The 18,260-nt window shown below is 41.0% G+C and carries 17 protein-coding genes; all 17 read right to left on the bottom strand.

What is annotated here, in order from left to right; all coding sequences use genetic code 11:
• Positions 1 to 57 precede the first annotated feature (57 nt).
• The 17 genes from VUI23_RS02050 to VUI23_RS01970 all read right to left on the bottom strand — a co-directional run bounded on the left by VUI23_RS02050 (position 58) and on the right by VUI23_RS01970 (position 18,063).
• On the bottom strand, positions 58 to 4,395 hold the full coding sequence (locus VUI23_RS02050) for a DUF6701 domain-containing protein (protein ID WP_342806603.1): 4,338 nt from the start codon (positions 4,393 to 4,395) through the stop codon (positions 58 to 60).
• 2 nt (positions 4,396 to 4,397) lie between these two features.
• The gene (locus VUI23_RS02045; RefSeq protein ID WP_342806601.1) at positions 4,398 to 4,784 is read right to left on the bottom strand and encodes a type II secretory pathway protein; all 387 of its coding nucleotides are present in this window, start codon (positions 4,782 to 4,784) and stop codon (positions 4,398 to 4,400) included.
• A gap of 37 nt (positions 4,785 to 4,821) precedes the next feature.
• On the bottom strand, positions 4,822 to 5,643 hold the full coding sequence (locus tag VUI23_RS02040; RefSeq protein WP_216050470.1) for a prepilin-type N-terminal cleavage/methylation domain-containing protein: 822 nt from the start codon (positions 5,641 to 5,643) through the stop codon (positions 4,822 to 4,824).
• Positions 5,643 to 6,248 (bottom strand): type II secretion system protein, encoded by a 606-nt coding sequence (locus VUI23_RS02035; protein ID WP_342806599.1) that lies wholly within the window; start codon positions 6,246 to 6,248, stop codon positions 5,643 to 5,645. The genes VUI23_RS02040 and VUI23_RS02035 overlap by 1 nt, the downstream gene beginning before the upstream one ends.
• The gene (locus VUI23_RS02030) at positions 6,235 to 6,768 is read right to left on the bottom strand and encodes a prepilin-type cleavage/methylation domain-containing protein (RefSeq protein ID WP_303502213.1); all 534 of its coding nucleotides are present in this window, start codon (positions 6,766 to 6,768) and stop codon (positions 6,235 to 6,237) included. Before VUI23_RS02030 ends, VUI23_RS02035 begins: the two co-directional genes overlap by 14 nt.
• Before the next feature lie 42 nt (positions 6,769 to 6,810).
• Positions 6,811 to 7,323, bottom strand: coding sequence for a prepilin-type N-terminal cleavage/methylation domain-containing protein (locus VUI23_RS02025; RefSeq protein ID WP_342806597.1), 513 nt, complete (start codon positions 7,321 to 7,323; stop codon positions 6,811 to 6,813).
• A gap of 122 nt (positions 7,324 to 7,445) precedes the next feature.
• Complete coding sequence (locus tag VUI23_RS02020) at positions 7,446 to 8,039, bottom strand: prepilin-type N-terminal cleavage/methylation domain-containing protein (RefSeq protein WP_216050589.1); 594 nt, start codon at positions 8,037 to 8,039, stop codon at positions 7,446 to 7,448.
• 161 nt (positions 8,040 to 8,200) lie between these two features.
• Positions 8,201 to 8,731, bottom strand: a complete 531-nt coding sequence (locus tag VUI23_RS02015; RefSeq protein ID WP_216050473.1) for a hypothetical protein — start codon at positions 8,729 to 8,731, stop codon at positions 8,201 to 8,203.
• A gap of 30 nt (positions 8,732 to 8,761) precedes the next feature.
• Positions 8,762 to 9,991, bottom strand: a complete 1,230-nt coding sequence (locus VUI23_RS02010; RefSeq protein WP_342806595.1) for a type II secretion system F family protein — start codon at positions 9,989 to 9,991, stop codon at positions 8,762 to 8,764.
• Positions 9,978 to 11,759 (bottom strand): GspE/PulE family protein, encoded by a 1,782-nt coding sequence (locus VUI23_RS02005; RefSeq protein ID WP_216050475.1) that lies wholly within the window; start codon positions 11,757 to 11,759, stop codon positions 9,978 to 9,980. Before VUI23_RS02005 ends, VUI23_RS02010 begins: the two co-directional genes overlap by 14 nt.
• On the bottom strand, positions 11,759 to 12,967 hold the full coding sequence (locus tag VUI23_RS02000; protein ID WP_303502220.1) for a tetratricopeptide repeat protein: 1,209 nt from the start codon (positions 12,965 to 12,967) through the stop codon (positions 11,759 to 11,761). The genes VUI23_RS02005 and VUI23_RS02000 overlap by 1 nt, the downstream gene beginning before the upstream one ends.
• On the bottom strand, positions 12,964 to 13,869 hold the full coding sequence (locus VUI23_RS01995) for an AAA family ATPase (protein ID WP_216050477.1): 906 nt from the start codon (positions 13,867 to 13,869) through the stop codon (positions 12,964 to 12,966). Before VUI23_RS01995 ends, VUI23_RS02000 begins: the two co-directional genes overlap by 4 nt.
• A gap of 4 nt (positions 13,870 to 13,873) precedes the next feature.
• On the bottom strand, positions 13,874 to 15,532 hold the full coding sequence (mshL, locus tag VUI23_RS01990; RefSeq protein WP_216050478.1) for a pilus (MSHA type) biogenesis protein MshL: 1,659 nt from the start codon (positions 15,530 to 15,532) through the stop codon (positions 13,874 to 13,876).
• Positions 15,522 to 15,866, bottom strand: coding sequence for a hypothetical protein (locus VUI23_RS01985; protein WP_342806593.1), 345 nt, complete (start codon positions 15,864 to 15,866; stop codon positions 15,522 to 15,524). Before VUI23_RS01985 ends, mshL begins: the two co-directional genes overlap by 11 nt.
• Positions 15,856 to 16,536, bottom strand: a complete 681-nt coding sequence (locus VUI23_RS01980) for an MSHA biogenesis protein MshJ (protein WP_342806591.1) — start codon at positions 16,534 to 16,536, stop codon at positions 15,856 to 15,858. Before VUI23_RS01980 ends, VUI23_RS01985 begins: the two co-directional genes overlap by 11 nt.
• Positions 16,533 to 17,138: a PilN domain-containing protein gene (locus tag VUI23_RS01975; RefSeq protein ID WP_342806590.1), complete on the bottom strand. Its 606-nt coding sequence runs from the start codon at positions 17,136 to 17,138 to the stop codon at positions 16,533 to 16,535. The genes VUI23_RS01980 and VUI23_RS01975 overlap by 4 nt, the downstream gene beginning before the upstream one ends.
• Positions 17,128 to 18,063 carry a pilus assembly protein PilM gene (locus VUI23_RS01970; protein WP_216050482.1) on the bottom strand — a complete coding sequence of 312 codons (936 nt, stop codon included), beginning with the start codon at positions 18,061 to 18,063 and terminating at the stop codon, positions 17,128 to 17,130. The genes VUI23_RS01975 and VUI23_RS01970 overlap by 11 nt, the downstream gene beginning before the upstream one ends.
• Positions 18,064 to 18,260: the final 197 nt, after the last annotated feature.

Below are 18,260 nucleotides of genomic sequence, written 5' to 3'. Positions count from 1 at the left end.
TTTGTTGATGAGTCCGCCCTATAATTGAATGGCATGGGCAGTCACCACGACTGAGTCTTAACTTCCTTTTTCACGCCAATGGATAATACGGTCATTTCCTCTAAACTGACCAAAGGTCACAATTGCTGAGGGGTTACCAATTCCGCTGGCTTCTCCATTCCAATCGTACTGCAAAAAATCATCCCAGGTAATTGTGTTGTCTCCAACAGGCAATAATTCAATCCGATACTCGCCCAATACGGAGATATCTAAGTTTTTGACGTCAATTCCTTCAAAACCAAGTGTTTTTCCACTAGTCATACCAAAATAGCTAGATAATATTTCAACTGCAGAAGTACTGGTACCAGCAGAATCAGTGATATTAAAATTGCTAGATGTTAGCGTCAAAGTCGTGCAGGTATCATCGGTATTTCGGATAAAATCGCTACCCAAGTAATATTCTGTTGAAACAGGTAATAGGATATTCTCTGTCTCTGGACCAAAGCCATTTTCAATAACGATCCTACCCCAACGATATTCAGTTCCACCGATGTTGCTTAAATTAATCAAATTATTCGTATCATCAAGGGAAAGAACAGATGAATCAGTATCGCAATCATCACTCGCATCATAGCTTTGATGATAACAAACAGGGGCACTTGCATAGCTGTTATCCGTGAAAAAGCTCGGTAAAACATTCATTTCCAAACTAGCAGAAAACGGCCCATACGGAGCTATTGATTTAGAGTAAATAATTTGAGCATTATTTATAGTTAATGTTCGACTGCCTGCAATACCTAGATCGGTTATATCCATATCAGGCGAACCGAAAAAGTCAATCGTGCCACTGTGCCTACTATCAGACAAACTGATATTATTTTCATTAGCTGATGCTAACCACGTCCATAAACTGTCTGACTGATAATGGCTAGTGATATTGCCTTTCGCATTCATAGCAGTGACAACAAATTGTGGAGAGGTTGCGAAGCCTGTGTTTTGACCTAAATAAGTATAACCTGATGTGACATCACAATTATCCGCTAATTGTGGCGAATTAACATCAATATCAAAGTACGCAGGTAAAAATAAACCTAACGAAATAGAGTCACTACCGCTTAATGTTGCAGAACCAACGCTATGACTAAAGAAATTTGAATCACGAATATCCAAATTAACAGTACCATATTCAGAATAATCGGCCGTAAAGCTATACACACCGTTATTGCTGGATATATTAGCATTACTAGCAGTAATGACACTTGTGCTAAAACCACCTGTTTCCGAAGCCGCCACAGTGCCACTTTGTGCATAAGTAAGCACACCGCTTTGACCACTAATGTCGTCAGGAACACTTCGCTGCAAAGACAATTCGATTTGTTGAGGTTGATAATTGGGGAGGATACCATTTTGACTTCCCCGAGCCGTTAACGACATACCGAATGCCGCACCTGCAGGAGTTAACGCAGTGGATGAAGTCGTTTCGATATGAATATAATCTGGGTACACGACAAATTGTGTAGCACCATTTATATAGCTACTTCCATCAATTTCGGCTTGCACAGATAGGCTTATTTGCCCTGCATCCGCATAAGAAAAGCCACTCAAAGAGGCATACCCTTTACTATCGAAGGTCAGCGCAACACTTGCTTCTGAACCCGATACTATAGGAGTATTACCCGTTTCTATGGGAGTTAAGCACAGACTAGGGTCGTCGCAGTTTAAATTGAAGATGACATCTTGTGGTCCTTCAAGAGCAGCAACACAAACATTGTCACCACTACTGTCATCTGATTTTACCGCTCGAAGCTGAGCAGAATTAAAGAAACTCTCCGCTATCTGGTCAGGAAATGCGTCTGAATTATTGGCTCCAATAAACTGGAAACCTGAATCACTAAACGTTAATTCACAGCTGCCATCCGACACCCCAGTACATTCAACATTTTCATCCAATACATCAAGAGTGACTGTGCCAGGCTCTAATTTACGTAATGTTAAACTCGCAGGGGTATCCGCAATTATGGTAACAGTGTCACCATCTGGCCACCCTGAATTGGGACTCATATTCACAGTAATATTTTGATCATAAAGCTCACTGCAACTTTCATTCGCACAAGCTTTAATTGTGACCGGTTCGGCTTCACAAGTTAAACCATTCCCATTATGTTCAATAAGATATTTATACACAAACGAACAAGTACTGAGTGTATCTTTGTCAAAATTTATTTGGCTACTGGTTTGCACGAAATTATAAATCCGTACCTCGTCAAACTCTCCATTAGCAGAATTTCTAGTACTGCCATTAGACAGGTAGGCACTGCGATTATCACCAATATATAGGGTATCTAAATCCCCTATTTCGCTACTTAAGCCTGATTGGGCTGTTATTGAAACCCTTTGCTTAACCCCATCTAAATAGATTTCACTTACTTTGGTTGACAGATCATAGGTTATAGCCACATGCACCCAAGTATCTGCAGCGTAGGACAGGCTGAGTTGAGTTTGGGCCCCAAAATTGAGGTCATTGTCGTCTTCTAGTTTAAAGTCAAGTTGCCCACCGCTCAATATCGCAAGATAAAAGAAGCGTGAATTGCCAACATCACCTGAAACATCAGTTGATGCATCGAATAGTTGTCTCGAATTACCAGAATTCCAGGCTTCATTGCTACGATACCAAAAAGAAATACTGCCTTTATTGCCAATGGTGTTTACGTCTATACCGGTGTCTAGCGCATTAAACTGAGCATCCAAGCTGGAACTAGCTGGCACTTCCATTGCACGACAAGCAACTTGTTCAGAGGGGTTAATAGGGATCACATCACCTAAAGCGGTGGCGTTGTAACCATTACTTGAGGTATCAGTTACCGAACCTGTGCCCACCCATTCACTTTGTTCAAATTGATATTGAGCCATTAAAATATCGGAAATACAGGTCTGACAAATCCCTTCAGATTCAGCATACAAGTTATCTACTTCTGTTTGGCTCAATTGCCCTTGATATAGGCGCACATCATCAATTTCCCCCATGAAGTAATCTTTCAAGTCTTCGGGTGCAGATTCATTGTCTCCGGTGTGTGACGCACCAGCTCCAAGTATTATTGGTTCTGGGTTCCCAGCAATGCCACCAGTGTAGGTATTAGTTGCAACCAATTGTTTATCTAAGTAGATTTTCACGCCTGCATTACCAAACGTATAAACTAAATGGTGCCATTGGTTCTCAGAAACTAAATTTGCACTTGAGCTTAAATTGTAATTTCTTGAGGTGGATTGGTGCCGTGCTTTGATAGCGCCATTGGAGCCGACATAAATTGTTAAGTGACCGCCACCACTATCATATCCAGTAGAGTCCTTAGAAAATAAAGCTCGACCGTTGAAATATGAATTACTTGGAGGATCTAAATCATCAATGCGAAACCACATTGCAATGCTACCGTTGCTTAATTCAAAATTAGCATTATGTGGAATATTTAGGTGCTCACCGTTTCCTGCAAATTCACTGGCTTGACACAATTTTCCGTTCAAATCAATATTCGCGCCATCTATGGCAGACCCATTTGCGCCAGCAATAATGTCAATCACTTCACCACGAGAGCCATCTAAAGAACATATATCCATTGGCCAATGGGACACCAAAACCGAGTCTAAATCTTCACAGTCTGGTTCTGTACCGGCTAAACGAAGTACTTCGGAGTTTGAAAGTTTATAGTCAAAAATATAGACGTCTTCAAATTGTCCATTGGCTGAATTTCCAGTTCCATCGTGAACAATATAGTTACTGCGGTTGTCGCCAATATATAAGGTGTCCATATTGCCTAGGGTATTACGAATCCTGCTATCGCTAATAGTCAAAACTGTTCCCGAGCCATTAGCAATTTCATAAATTTGAATACGTTTGTCGAATAGATCCCAAGTGATGGTAATGTGCACCCATTGGTTGGCAGCATAGGACAGCCCGGTTCGCTCTGCAGTCAGATCATAGTCATTGTCATCTTCGATGCCAAATTGTAGAGTTCCTCCACCTAGAGATAGATAAAAAAATTTATCTTGGCTAGGAGCTTGATTGGAAGCATCTAGCAATTGTCTTTTTGTTGAATTAGACCAAGACAAATTACTTCGATACCAAAAAGCGATACTCCCCTTACTACCAATATTATTTAAATCAATTTGAGTATCGATAGCGTCTTTTTCAGAAGAACTTGTGTTACTAGGTACATCTAATAAACGACATGAACCACCAGAATATGATAGCGGTAAAACATTACCAATCGGGCTTCCGTGATTTGCATTGCCTGAACTATCTAGAACCGTATCATTGCCACTCCATTGGGTTTGATTAAATTGATATTGAGCCCGCAATTCGTCGGCATGCAATCCACAACTCATCAAAAACAACAATGTAAATGAAATTAACGTTTTCATATTTATTCCACAATTGCATCAACCGCTACTGTGCGACTGGCAGTCACCTTTCCTGCAGTGCAAATTCCGGTACTCTCAAAATGGTAATACTGGGTGGTTTCGTCGACAAACCCTGTGGTTAGGGTACAACTCGAAACACTGAGGCAATTTTGCAAACCAGGCACGGAAGCAAATGAAAAGGTACTCAAACTATCACAGCTACCGGAACCATCCTGAGTCAGTGGAAATGCTTCTTTAATGTTGCGCTCCATTGATGATTGAGCAGCATGTAATGCTCTAGCACCATAAACTTCATGAATCACTGAATCTGCTGAGGCGCTTAAAAGTTTGACCATGGTTAAACCTAAAATGGCCATGACAATTATCACAAACAACGCAATTATGATCATGCTCCCGGATTGTCTTTTAGGGCTGCTTTGCGCTGATTTAAGGGACATTAGGAATATGTATCTCGTTATTAAAAACAACGAGCTCCTCATTCAATTCGAATCTTAACAGGGTAATCACAAAAGCATTGCGGGTTAAACTCGACTCTGCAATTCGAAATGGCAAATCTTGAGTTGAACCGGACAAATCATTTTGAATATTTTCCGCCATTAATACCGCTCCAACAAGAGATGTTGATTGCGTACTAGAGGTTGGATACTGTTGTTTACGATAGAGTTTATTGTCGGTAATACAAAAACTGACTGGAGCACCTGTAATATATGCTCGTGAACTGGGTGACTCAGTTTCAAATTGTTCGCTGGATGCCAAAGGTACCAACAACTTTTTAGAATCTGCCGGATCTAATTCAGGCTCGCCCCCCAACAGAAACCTACGATCAGAATCAGCATAAACGTCGTCTACTGAGGTGGGATAAACGATTATGGATTGACCACTTTCATAATTATAATCATTGATGGCTGCATCGGTCGCAATCAGTTTCACTTCATCAGCAGCAGGTTCTGGCGCTACAGGTAAATCAAAATAGAAACTACTAAACAAAATGGGGGTAAATTCCAAACATTGAATTGAACTATTACCAGCTATTCGTAAGCTATTTGGAAGCGCATTATTTATTTCTAAGTTCATTCGTTGCACAGCAAAACGACCTTGGCTTAACAATTTGTCTCGCTCAACCACGTCCACATATATTTCTGTTCCGGTGCGAATAAAACCTGCGATCCCAACAGACACAACACTTAATACCACCAGCACCGTGATTAATTCAATTAATGTAAAGCCCTTATGTTTGCAGCTTGCCATTAATAATTACTCCGATACGTCGAAAACTGGAGAGTTTCACCACTTGGTGTAGTCACATTAACTAAAATCAGCTTGGATGACTGATCATTATCTGCAATGCCATCCATATCTCCGTCGTAAGTGACCAATACCGATACACTGAACCCTGCATATAAGTTTTTGCCATTCACTAACAGTATTTCACCTAATGAATTACGGATAATTGCATCGGAATAACCAGCTCCTTGCTGCAAACCATGATAATCATCTACATCATCGAAATTTGAATCGGGATAACTCCGAAACTCTGAGCTATCAGGGCCAAAGTTGCCTATCGCAGTGCAAGCAGACTCACCGGCATCATCAAAATCACCATCATCATTTAAGTCATCGTTGCAACGAGTATTGTTCTGACTATTTTCGTCATAAGCTTTTGCAGTAATTTCTCGAATAAGCGTATTAGCCAGCTCTGTGGCCCGCACTTGCATTATAGGATCAACACTTTTGCGGGCTTGGGGAAATATCAAACTGGTAATAAAGGTCAAAGCAATAGCAAAAATCACAATCCCGATAATCAGTTCAATTAAGGTAAACCCCGTTTGAGTTTTAGCACTATTCACAGGCATGTATATACCCCTGTGATTCAATGCATACCGACACCGCACTTTCGCCCTGTAAGACTACTTCAATATCGTTAGCACAAAAACCACTGCCATTGTTTGCGCAACCAAATCGGTTAAACAGTATGCTACCGCCACCACTAGTGATAGTTACATTATCAGCATCCATCTCGTCTATATTAGCGACAACATACGCAGCGTCTTCGGAGGTATCTATAGTCGTCGCACAAGAAAGTGCTCTGCTGCTGTTTTTATAAACAAGTGTAGGGGGACCGAAAGAAGAGTTTGCTCCTGTAAACACGTTTACTTGGAAGCAATAACTGTCGCGAGTATCGTTCATTGCACGTTGTTGCATAGTGCGCAAAGAAGAAATGAGTCGCGCTTGGTAGGTGTATTCAGCCAAGCCCCCGCCAGTTTGGAAGCGAGGAGCTACGACTACGGTAAGAATACCAAGTATAATAATCACCACAACCAGCTCCACTATTGTGAAGCCAATTGCACTTCTAATATTTGATGAAGTTCTCACCGTTATTCATCTGCAAAAACCAGTTTTACTTGGCTTTGCTGATTAACAACCAGTATCGACTACTGTAATAACAGGTGCGCTATTTGCGTTTTCAGCATCAGTGTAGATAACATGACATTCATCAGTTGCATAATCTGGAGCATCTGCACCAGGTGCAATACCGAAAGTACCAGCAGCAGGAGTATCTGCATCACCGTCGCCAACCACAAAGTTAAAGTCAGTACCAATATCCAACTGTACCCAACCGGCTAGCATTGCTTCTGTCATCAACTCAGCATCTGGGTAACCAAAGTCAGTTTGAACATCAACACCACTGACAGATACTTCTGACGTATCATCACCAGCATTGGCAACAGTTTGCTGACCAGCGATCGCTGATTTAGCATAAACCAGTTGTGCGCCACTTTGCATAGCCGCTTTCACTCCCTTGAGAGTAGATGCGGTAGCATCACTGCTTAAGTCAATAAATCTTGGTGCGGCAGTCACAGCCAAGATACCTAAGATCACAATGACTATGATCAATTCTATTAATGTAAATCCGCGTTGTTGTTGCATGGTAGTATCCTCATTTTAAATTCTATAATGTCAAAATTTCAATCTGTTTTAAACAACGATATAGCTAATATAAGTATGTTTAACTATACATGGTTATTTATTGTTGGTTACTAGACTTTAGTTTAATTGTTACTAAAAACAACGACTTGTCCAATTCTAGGGTCGTATATAAAACCGTTACCTGAATTTCTATCAGTCGGTTCTACCGTTAAATTCTTAATCGTTTGAGTCAGGTAGTAGAAACATAAGTCGTTACCACCAGAACCTTGTCCGTCACTCGAATTAGTGAAATAACGATAGTCTTCAAAAGGCAGATCATTCCAATCTGAAGAGATTGTAGGTGCACTTTGCATAATCAAATTAAACGTACTTTCACAATCTAAGTTATTAATATTGTCATCTTCACTACTAGAGTCATTACTGAGTTGTCCAGTGGGGTAGCCTGTATCTTTGTCAATTCCGACTTGCACACCATCAATCACCACAGAAGTACTATTTGTACCAAAATTTTCCTCTGGGCGTCCCTCTAATTCCCAAGCAGCTCTGACTAAACCAACACCTGTCGCAAAACCACCGGCCACGCCTTCAACAGTCGCATCTTCAGCGTCTTTAGTGATATCTAACATTCGTGGCAATGCGGTAGCTGCAAGCAACCCCAATACTATGACCACTACGACCAGTTCGATGAGGGTAAAACCTCGTTGTTTAGTTTGCATGATTAACCCACCTTTTAGCTGATTAGAGGTATTATTTGAAAAATTCATAATTGACCTCCATTTAGTACCTATTATTAATTTATATAATTAGTTTGTCACAATTTATTTTCGTAAATTATTGTATTTACGTTAATTTTCCCGAGCCCAAGTTTCATTTATCGTTAACTTTTTAAGGCGCTCACTTGTCCCGTTGCTAACTGATATTCAAAATATGGTCCAACGGATAATCTAAAACGGCATTTTGCATCATCTACGGCATCTTCAGGATCCGTATCCGAAAAATACTCTGCATATACCTTAAACCCTTCCACACTCATAGAAACATTGAGAATGGTTTGCCATAACTTGCCACAACCTTCAGTGCTAGGTGTTGCTTTAGGGTAGCCATTTAAACCCATTTCAATCGGTCGCCTATCTTTTTCTACCGCTTGGTTATCGTTATCAGGCTGCGACTCATAATGCACCAACACGATAATTCTCGGGCGACCTTCGGCCTGCCATTGCCAATGTGAGTTAGTCACACTTTGTGAAAAACGTTGTTGTAAGTTTTCCATTGCAATGTATTTCATGTCAGGCGAACTATTATTAAAGTACAGCACAAAACTAGTGAGAATAGTAATAAACACTATTAACACAACAATTTTGCCGAATAGTTGGCTGCTACTTTCTTGTCCCGCCTGATTTTTATCCAATTTCTTTCCTAATTACGCGCTTTGGGCTAACTATCTGCCTTTATACGCCCCCATCATTTCCCACATTGGGGTAAAGATACCTAAAGCTAGAATTAGCACCATTACCGCCACAATTACGATTAATATAGGTTCAATTTTAGACGTTAAGCTCTTTAAATCATAATCTACTTCGCGTTCGTAATAGTCAGCTACCTCAGCTAGCAGCTCGTCAACCCGTCCGGTTTCTTCGCCAACGGTTATCATTTGCATAACCAAAGGCGTAAACAATTCACTTGAATGGGCCACTCGAGATAAACTTTCACCCTTTTCGATACTGCGCCGCATATTCAAGATTCTTTCTGACATATAGCGATTATCAACCGCATCAGCAACTAAATTTAGCGCTGCAGTAAGAGGAACACCAGACACCAACATCATCGAGAAACTACGCGCAAAACGTCCTAACAAAGTACGTTCTAGAACACCGCCAATGACCGGTAAATTCAACTTGCGCTTATCCCATTTGTAGCGTCCGACATCGGTGTTTAAATACCGTCTAATCGCATAAATCACGCCACCGATGACAAGTAACATAAACGGCCATTTAGTTAAAAACATATCCGACATGCCGATCAAAAATCGAGTCATCAATGGAAGCTCTGCGTCGAACTTTTTAAACATGTCGGCAAATACGGGAATGACAAAGATGTTCATTACAATTAAAGCGGCAATTAATGCGAGAACCACGAAAAAGGGATAACGCATTGCTGATTTAATTTGTTTACGAGTTTCTTGCTCGCGAATTAAATAATCGGATAGCTGTAAAAATGCATCGTCCAATTTACCGGTGTTTTCCCCCACATGGACAACTGAAACAAATAATTGATTAAATATTTCAGGATGCTGATGCAACGCAGATGACAGCGTCCGTCCACGTTCCAATTGCTCAACAACGTCTTTCAACGCCATTTCCATGCGCTTCGAATTAGTTGAATCTGCTAACCCATTTACCGCACGCAATATGGGTATCCCCGCACGAGTAAGCGAATACATTTGGCGGGAAAAAATAACTAAATCTTCTAAACTAACTTTAGGGGTGAAAAAGTTAATTTCATTATTTTGTTTTTTAGTACCACTTTGCTCGGTACTTTCATAAATATTTAGCGGAGTTACGTTGCGACCAAGCAATATTTTTGCAGCGGTAGACTGATCTACAGCTTCAATTAGGCCGCTGGTTAACTCACCATTAGATGCCCGTCCAGTGTAATTAAACTGAGCCATCTACCTCACCTTCGTTATTTGTACTCTTGTGTTCTTCGTCGTGTTCTTGGTCTTGATGAGTTATACCCTCACTTTCAGCAACCATTTCCACCAACCTGAGCACTTCCTCTACAGTGGTAAAGCCTAATTTGGCATAAGACAATGCGACACTGGCTAAAGGTGAATATCCAGGACTATTTAATGCTGCATGACTGAATGCCACTGTGTCTGAGTTTTTCAACGCATCCATCATCGGCTCGGTCATCTCAAGCAATTCAAATACCCCAAGTCGACCACGGTAGCCTTTTTGATTGCAGCTTTGGCAACCAGCCCCTTTTTTAAATGTGGCCGTTTTAGCACTGGCATCGATATTCCCCAACCAAAACATTTCTTCTTCATTAGGGGTATATTCTATTTGGCAGTTATCACAAATTCGTCGTACCAATCGTTGCGCAATAATTGCTCTTAAAGAACTTGCGACCAAATACCCAGGAGCGCCCATATCCAAGAGTCGAATGGCACTGCTTATCGCGTCATTAGTGTGCAAAGTAGATAATACTAAGTGACCTGTTAAAGCACCTCGCAGGCCAATTTCAACGGTTTCTGCATCACGCATCTCCCCCACCATGATAATGTCAGGGTCTTGACGAAGGGTGGTTCTTAAGATGTTAGAAAAGGTCAGATCAATTTTGTTATTGATTTGAACCTGATTGATTCTAGGCAAACGGTATTCCACGGGATCTTCGACCGTGATGATCTTGGTATCTGGCTTATTCAGCTCACTCAATGCACCGTATAGTGTGGTAGTTTTACCGGATCCGGTTGGTCCGGTAACCAAAATCATACCGTGGGGGCGTTGCAATAAAGTCCGCAATCGACGTAGCAATGGACCAGGCATACCTGTCTGTTCCAAGGTTAAAAGTCCAGCCGATTGATCGAGTAAACGCATTACCACAGATTCACCGTTTTGCACCGGCATAGTCGACAAACGAACATCAACGGTGTGGCCTTTGATGCGAACTTGCGTTCTACCATCTTGGGGTAAACGTTTTTCAGAAATATCTAACCCGGACATTAATTTTAAACGCAGCACTAGTGCCGAGGCGATATTCTTTTCTTTAATAATGGTTTCTTGCAACATGCCATCTACACGTTGGCGAATCCGTAGCAAACCTTCATCCGGTTCAATGTGGATATCCGACGCTTTAGCCTGCACCGCATCTTCAAAAATGGACTGTAACAGCCTAGCAACTGCGGTGTCTTGCTCTGATTCTAAGCCACTTGCGAAGTCAAACTCATCTTCGTTTTGATATTCTTCGGCTAGCTCTTGAGCAAATGAAGCAATCTCTTCTGTTCGTCGGTAAAAGCTATCGTAGGCTTCAAATAATTGAGCTTGGGAAACCACCGCCAGCTTTAGCGGTTTAGTCAGTAACGAAGATAGCGCATCGACAGCATTAATATCAGCCGGATCACTCATACCAACCAATAGGTGGTCGCCTTTGTCATCTAACACAATGGCACGATAACGACGAGCTTGCACTTCTGGTAGTAGCTTCACACTTTCAGGCTGCACCCGGTATTCAGGTATGCTTATTAGCGGTACTTTTAAATGCTGGGATAGAAAAGTCAGTAGGTTATGTTCAGAAACAAACCCTTGCTCAACCAGTACAGCACCTAGCTTTCTACCGGACTCACGCTGAGCTGACAACGCTTGCATGAGTTGCTCTTCGGTTATAATGTTGTTTTGAACCAACAAGTCTCCGAGACGTATTTTAGCTTTAGGCTGCATTATTTAACCTCTGCCAAATAGCGTATTCTTTGCTCAACAAATTCTTCAACCTCAACGGACATTTGGGATAATTGTTTAACATGTCGATAGGCTTCTAAAGCCTCACTCATATTACCTAGTCGCTCTTCTACCACAGCCAAACCAAGCCACCATTTTGCATTCGCTGACTGGCTTTTAGCTAGCTGTTGATAATCCAGTTTCGCCTGTTCAAACTTATTCGCTTTTTGCGCCAATGTTGCTCGATAAGCTACGTAGTCGGGCGCTTGAAAAGCAGATACAGTGTGTGCCATTAGCAACTCGAACCCTTGCACAGGTTTTTTTAGCTGGTCGTATAATCTCGCCTGCATAATTCGCAGTTCTAAATTTCCAGGATATAAATCAATGCCTTTTTGCAGCGTTTTATCAGCTTTGTCATGATTCCCCTGAGCAAATAACATCGACGCCAATCGTTTTCTGGCAGTAGTATTCTCAGGCGTTACCTCAACAAGTTTCTCCAGTAAGTTTATTGCAGTTCGATCATCCCCTCGTTTAAGGGCGATTTGAACTTGTTGCTTTAACTGTTCTTTATCAATTGCAGTGTCGCTAGATTTCATTTCGAAGACACCGTCGACAGTGTCTAGATTCTCTAATTTCTCAGACTCCTGCGGTTTTGATGCAGACTTCATTTTTGTCAATTTTTGCTCAACATCGGCTATCGACACAGATTCTATTTGGGTACTTTGCTGATCGTCTTCTACTCGCTGAACAATTGCATTATTTGCAGACTGCAGCAATTCATTATCTTCAACCTGCACGTTTGCTTGAAGGTTACCAGTGCTTTGAAGCTGCCCTTCAATAACATCTTCATTATCCAGTTGATTGAGCTGTTCTAACTGATTGCCAAGCTGTAATTCAGGATTCGTTGAATCCATCAATCTCTCTGCGTCATGAACAACGTTTGCTTGCTGATCTTGCTTCTCAAGAGGCTGTTCTTGGATATTTTTTTCAGTCTCGGCCGCAATCTCAACAACGTCTTGCGACTGGCTCTTTTGCATAAACAAATTGTCTTTAAACAACCAAATAGCAAAAGCAACTATCAATATCGCGATTAAAATATAGATGGATGCCAACGTCTTTTTCTTTTCGTTTGAAGGGCGATAATCTGCTGAATATTCTGGCTCAGCTTTGCGCTCTTCCAGATCTTGTAGCATTTTATTAACGACACTCATAACAGCCAACTTTCATAAGCAAATGTTGCCGCTAGCGCTAATAAAATCAAACCGGCAATAATCAAGATTAGACGTAGATGTTTGTTTGGCAGCAGCGCCGCTTCCGTATCGTTGATAGCTAAACGAATGTGTTCAAGGGATACTTCTTTTTTGCCTTCACCGTAGGCCAACATCAATGCTTTATGGCACAAGACATTGACAATTCTTGGTGTTCCTTTACTGGCCTTAAACAAGCGTTCACAGCACTTTTTGCTGAATAACTCTTGGCCTTTATATCCTGCTACAGCCATGCGATGACGCACGTATTGGAATACTTGATCAGCATCCATCAAGCGTAGATTATATGAGAATGTAATACGTTGTTTTAGCTGACGTAGTTCAGGTAACGCTAGTTTTTGATCTAATTCAGGTTGGCCAAACAAGACCACTTGCAATAACTTTCTAGACTCAGTCTCTAAGTTGGTCATTAACCTTAACGCTTCAATACTCTCCATTGGTAAAGCCTGAGCTTCATCAATAATCAATACTACCCCTTTGTTTTGTTGGTGTATGTGAATGAGGCGTTGTTGAATACGGTGAGTAAACTCTTGCTGATCAGAGTGATCCGTCAAAGCAACATTAAGTTCACTGGCCACTGATCTGCGCAGTTCAGCAGGGCTTAGAAATGGATTGGGAATGTAGGCAGTAACAAAATCACCTGGCAATTCATTTAACAGCTTACGGCATATCAAGGTTTTTCCGGTTCCCACTTCGCCTGTTACTTTGATAAAACCTTCGCCGGTTTTAAGCGCAGTAACTAACACAGCTAGCGCTTCTTTGTGACTCGGTAAGCCAAAGAAGTAACTGGTGTTAGGCGTTAATGTGAACGGTAATTCCTTTATACCGTAATGGTACAGGTACATAGTGTTATTCCACGTATAACCAATCAGCCATCTGGTCGCGACTTTGCTTTAATTGTTGCTTCCAAGTATTTGCATCGACTACAGTTGGCTTGAGTAAAATGACTAGCTCTTTTTTAGTTTCAATATCATTTTTACTTTTAAATAGATTTCCCAATAACGGAATATCACCCAGCAACGGCGTTTTTGAATCTGATTCGGAGACTATTGATTGCATCAATCCACCTATCACTACAATCTCACCAGAATTTGCATGAATCACCGTATCCGATTCGCGAATGTTGCTCTGAGCTAAAGGCAATACGTATCGCTCTTCGTTCAAGGTGATGACTTTCTCTTGCTCATCGGTTTCGATTACCGATGGGTGAACATGCAATAATACGCCGCCCTTGTCATCAATTTGAGGAGTAACGTCCAATGCTATACCTGAGAAGAAAGGAGTAAGTTCAATATTTGGTGTGACCGTTGTGGTGCCTGAGGTAATGGTATTTTGATTAGACACTTCGGTCACAAAATATTCATCGTCGCCCACTTTGATGACCGCTTTTTGGTTATTGGTTGCTGTCACTCTAGGGCTAGATAACACTTGTACATTACCTTGGGTTTCAAGCAATGTTAATACCCCAGAAAAGTCTTCATTTAAAAACGATAAACTGGTGACATTACCGATAGCAGCACTGATTTGATTACCAAAGTTTCCAGCTGTAGTAGAAAAGTTTACTTGTGTACTGCTGCTATTACTGTTGGCGATTTGATTCCAATTAATGCCTTGTTGATATTCATCACTTAATGAAACTTCGATGATTCTAGCTTCTAGCACTACTTGTCGTTTTACGATCTCTTCAGATACTTTTAAGTATTCTTTCACGCTGCGGATTTCGCCAGGCATCGCGCGAACAGTAACTAATCCAGCTTGCGGAGTCACCATTACCATACGCCCTTCTTCAACCCCAACCATTGACTGTAAAGTCTCTTTCAACTCAGACCAAAAATCGGTTTCAGTTCGTGTACTGATATTAGTGCCATTCGTATTATTACTACTTGAGCCACCACCAATATTATTGCCCGTGGAAGAGTTACCACTGAAATTATTGACGCTACTGGTGTTAGAGTTTTGGTTATTTTCACTTTGCGTTACCCCACCAGAGGCAATACTGGTTTGCGTTGCACCATCACGCTGCATCAACAGGTAATTAACAGGAAAGGTTTCAGTTCGCATGCCAGAAGGAAATACGCGAAAGATTTGATCGAATTTCTGTACATCATAACCGTATAAATCGGACACCAATTCAAACACTTGCTCGAGTGAAACTTGCTTCAAACTTAACGAAATGGCACCTTTCACCTCAGGGTGGACAGCAACGCTGTAAGGCGTACCTTCAACCAAACCGGCGAAAAAGCTGACAGCATCGACGGCCTTAGCACTAATATCGTATTTCTCTTCATCAAAAAGTGGATCTTCACTTAAGGATTGGCCCGGCAACAACGCTTGGCTTACCGCATCGGGTAAATTGTCTAGCGGCATGCTTTGTTTATCCCGCATCGCTTCAACTTGTTGCTCCATAGCTTGGTCCATGGATTTTTGAGCGGGCCCAGTTTCTGAGGTCGATTGGCAGCCAAATAGTGTCAGCGCTAATCCTAGAAGTACAATTTGCTTAGAAGTCATTGGATGCATCTTTTTTAATTGAGTATTGATTTAATAACAAATCTGTTTCACGGCCGTCTACGATTAGCACGACTCCGTTTTTATTGATTTTTTTCACTTGGTTTCCTCTCCAACTCTGTCCTTCTAGCACAGACTCGCCATTTATGACGGCGACCTTACTGTTGCTCTTGATAAACACAGCGGTTAATACAATAGGCGCTGGACCATTTTCGTCCTCATTGCTTTTAGTGGTTAGCAAGCCCGCCCCTTTGGGTTTAGTTGGATCAATAAGCTGTTGTGCGCCAAGTGCAAAAGACAATAGTAATCCAAGGCATAAAGTGAATTTACGAATCATTACGAACTCCAATAAATGCACGACTTGTACTTAGCGTATAAATTTCAATCTGCACTATAGCATCCGGATATTCTTCAACTTTGTACTCAAACTTTTTCCAATAAAACTGATAAGGCAAGGCTTCTACTCTTTGTAGGTATTTTTGAATCTCAAAATAGCCACCTTCCAGAGTCATTTGCACACCATGTTGATACAAATTCACATCCGTTAACTCTTGTTCCTCTTCTAATTTCAGTAAAGGAGTCGGCGCGATAGAGTGCATTTCAACTAACTTGAGCTGTTCAAATTGTGCAAACACTTGTTCTAACAAAATAGGCATATGCGACGCTGGCACCAAATTTTCAGTTTGCGCATTCAACGCCTCATCGGCTTTGGAGATTTTTTGTTTAACGCTTTTCAGACGCGCTTTAATGGATGCATCGGGATCTTCTTGCAAGGTTTGCTCTAATAATGCGATTTTGGCATCTAAACTTGCAGCTTCATTAGTTTGCCGCTGAATTTCCATTTTTTCGCGATCCCATTTTTCTAAAACGGGTTCGACCATCAATACGTATCCACCTAATAATATTACCGACAGTGTAGCTATAATTGTTAACGCCCGCTCTCGGGTCGTAAGGGCGGAAAATTTAGCAAGCAAATCAGTATATTGACTTCCTATAGACTGACTCATTGCCCTTTCCCCTTCATATCATCAAGGTTTGAACTGAGTATAAACTGTAATTGCTGTTTGTCATTTCGAAACATTCGAGTTCCGGCGAACTCAGTATCCGCAAAATAACTAGCTTGATTTAATTGCGATACCCATTGAGGAAGTGCTTTTGAATCAGTAGTGGCACCTTCAATATAAAGGCTACGTTCGTTCAATAAGATATTGGTTAACCACAAATTAGTATGGTGATTTTTCGCCAGATCTACCATTAGACTTGAGAAGCCGTTACTCCTTTGCGTTTGACGACTATCCAATTCATTTAAGATGGTGCGTTTCATGGCTAATTCTTGCTGATGTTTTTCCACATCGGCCACAATCGCAGCACTTTGAGTACGAGTATCTTTCGCTTCTATTAAAGATTTGGATAGTTCTTTTTTCTGGGCAATTTGTGCAAGCAATAAATCCGTTTGTTGTTCAGCGTTAGCATGTGAATTACTTGCCCATAACCAAGCCGTCACAATACAAATGATAGACAAAATGGCCAATCCTAAAAGAAAATTCAAATTCAGAAGTATAATTTTAGATTTAAAATCTTCTCTAAAAAAATTGATTCTAGTTTTCATTGGCAATTCCATTTTTCTGCACGAAGGCCGCGCCTAAACTTCCAATGAAGCTGCTACGGTATGTTAACCCTTCAACATGAGGCACCTCGACATGGATAGGTTCCACTGTCATAAAAGTTAACTGTTGCATCATTTGCGCTAATTTATCTAAGTGTGGAGATTCGATTGCCAATAGAATTTTCTTAACCGGTGCTTGCCGAAGTTGACTCTCAAAATAATCCATTGAACGTTGAATTTCTACGCTCAGATTATCGCCAACTCCCATTTGTAATTCTTCTTCGCTAAATGTAGGTAAGTTTTCATACCCACGCAAACGTCGAGAAAAGTAGACCTGACCATGTTTGATAATATTCAGACATATCTCCTGCCCCGATTCCTGAACCAAAGTAAGTATCGCATCATCACTAGACTCAACAATATCGGCCATAATCAGCTCTAGAATACTGATACTCTTCAATTCTAGACCAGCATGGAGTATGCCGTCGGTGAGCTCTTCAACTTTATCTTTGGCCAGTGCGACAACATTTACCTTATTTGCCCCAGCGCTTTGCACCGGTAATTCGAAATAGTCGACGACAATTTCGTCTTGGTTTGGCATGAGATCTTTCACACTCCAAACTAACGCTTGTGCCAATTCGTCGTCACTTACTTGCGGCTTTTCAACTTGTTGAATCTGATATTTGCTTGGACTTAGCACCACATGACAAGGAGTATTTGTTAACGATTCTTGTGAAACATAATTTTGAAGGTGTTTTTGCCAATCGTGGGCAGGCAATAGGTGCTGTTTTACCCAAGTGATATTTTGCTTATCATCATTCAATACAGAAACTTGAATAGAATCGTCGCCAAATTCAAGCCCTATTGAATAGAACTTCGATGGTGTTTTTAAGCGCTGCTTTAGATATTCTCGCCAACCTGCATGCATAGTTCACGTTTTTATATTTTATTTGTTATCAATCTATTACAGCAAACTTTAACCAAAAGCGCTACATATAATACGCTTTTTTAAATTCAACTTTTGGGTAATATTACACCCCCAACAACTTTGTATCTGTATGATTTTTATCCATTTAGCTGTTTTAATATCCTTTGCGTTTATTTCGAACACAAACGTCTAGCCCA

Origin of the sequence: Alteromonas sp. M12 (genome assembly GCF_037478005.1) — a bacterium.
Classification (GTDB): domain Bacteria; phylum Pseudomonadota; class Gammaproteobacteria; order Enterobacterales; family Alteromonadaceae; genus Aliiglaciecola; species Aliiglaciecola lipolytica_A.
The sequence above is the reverse complement of the archived record's forward strand: the minus strand, read 5'-3'. Positions and strand labels throughout refer to the sequence as shown.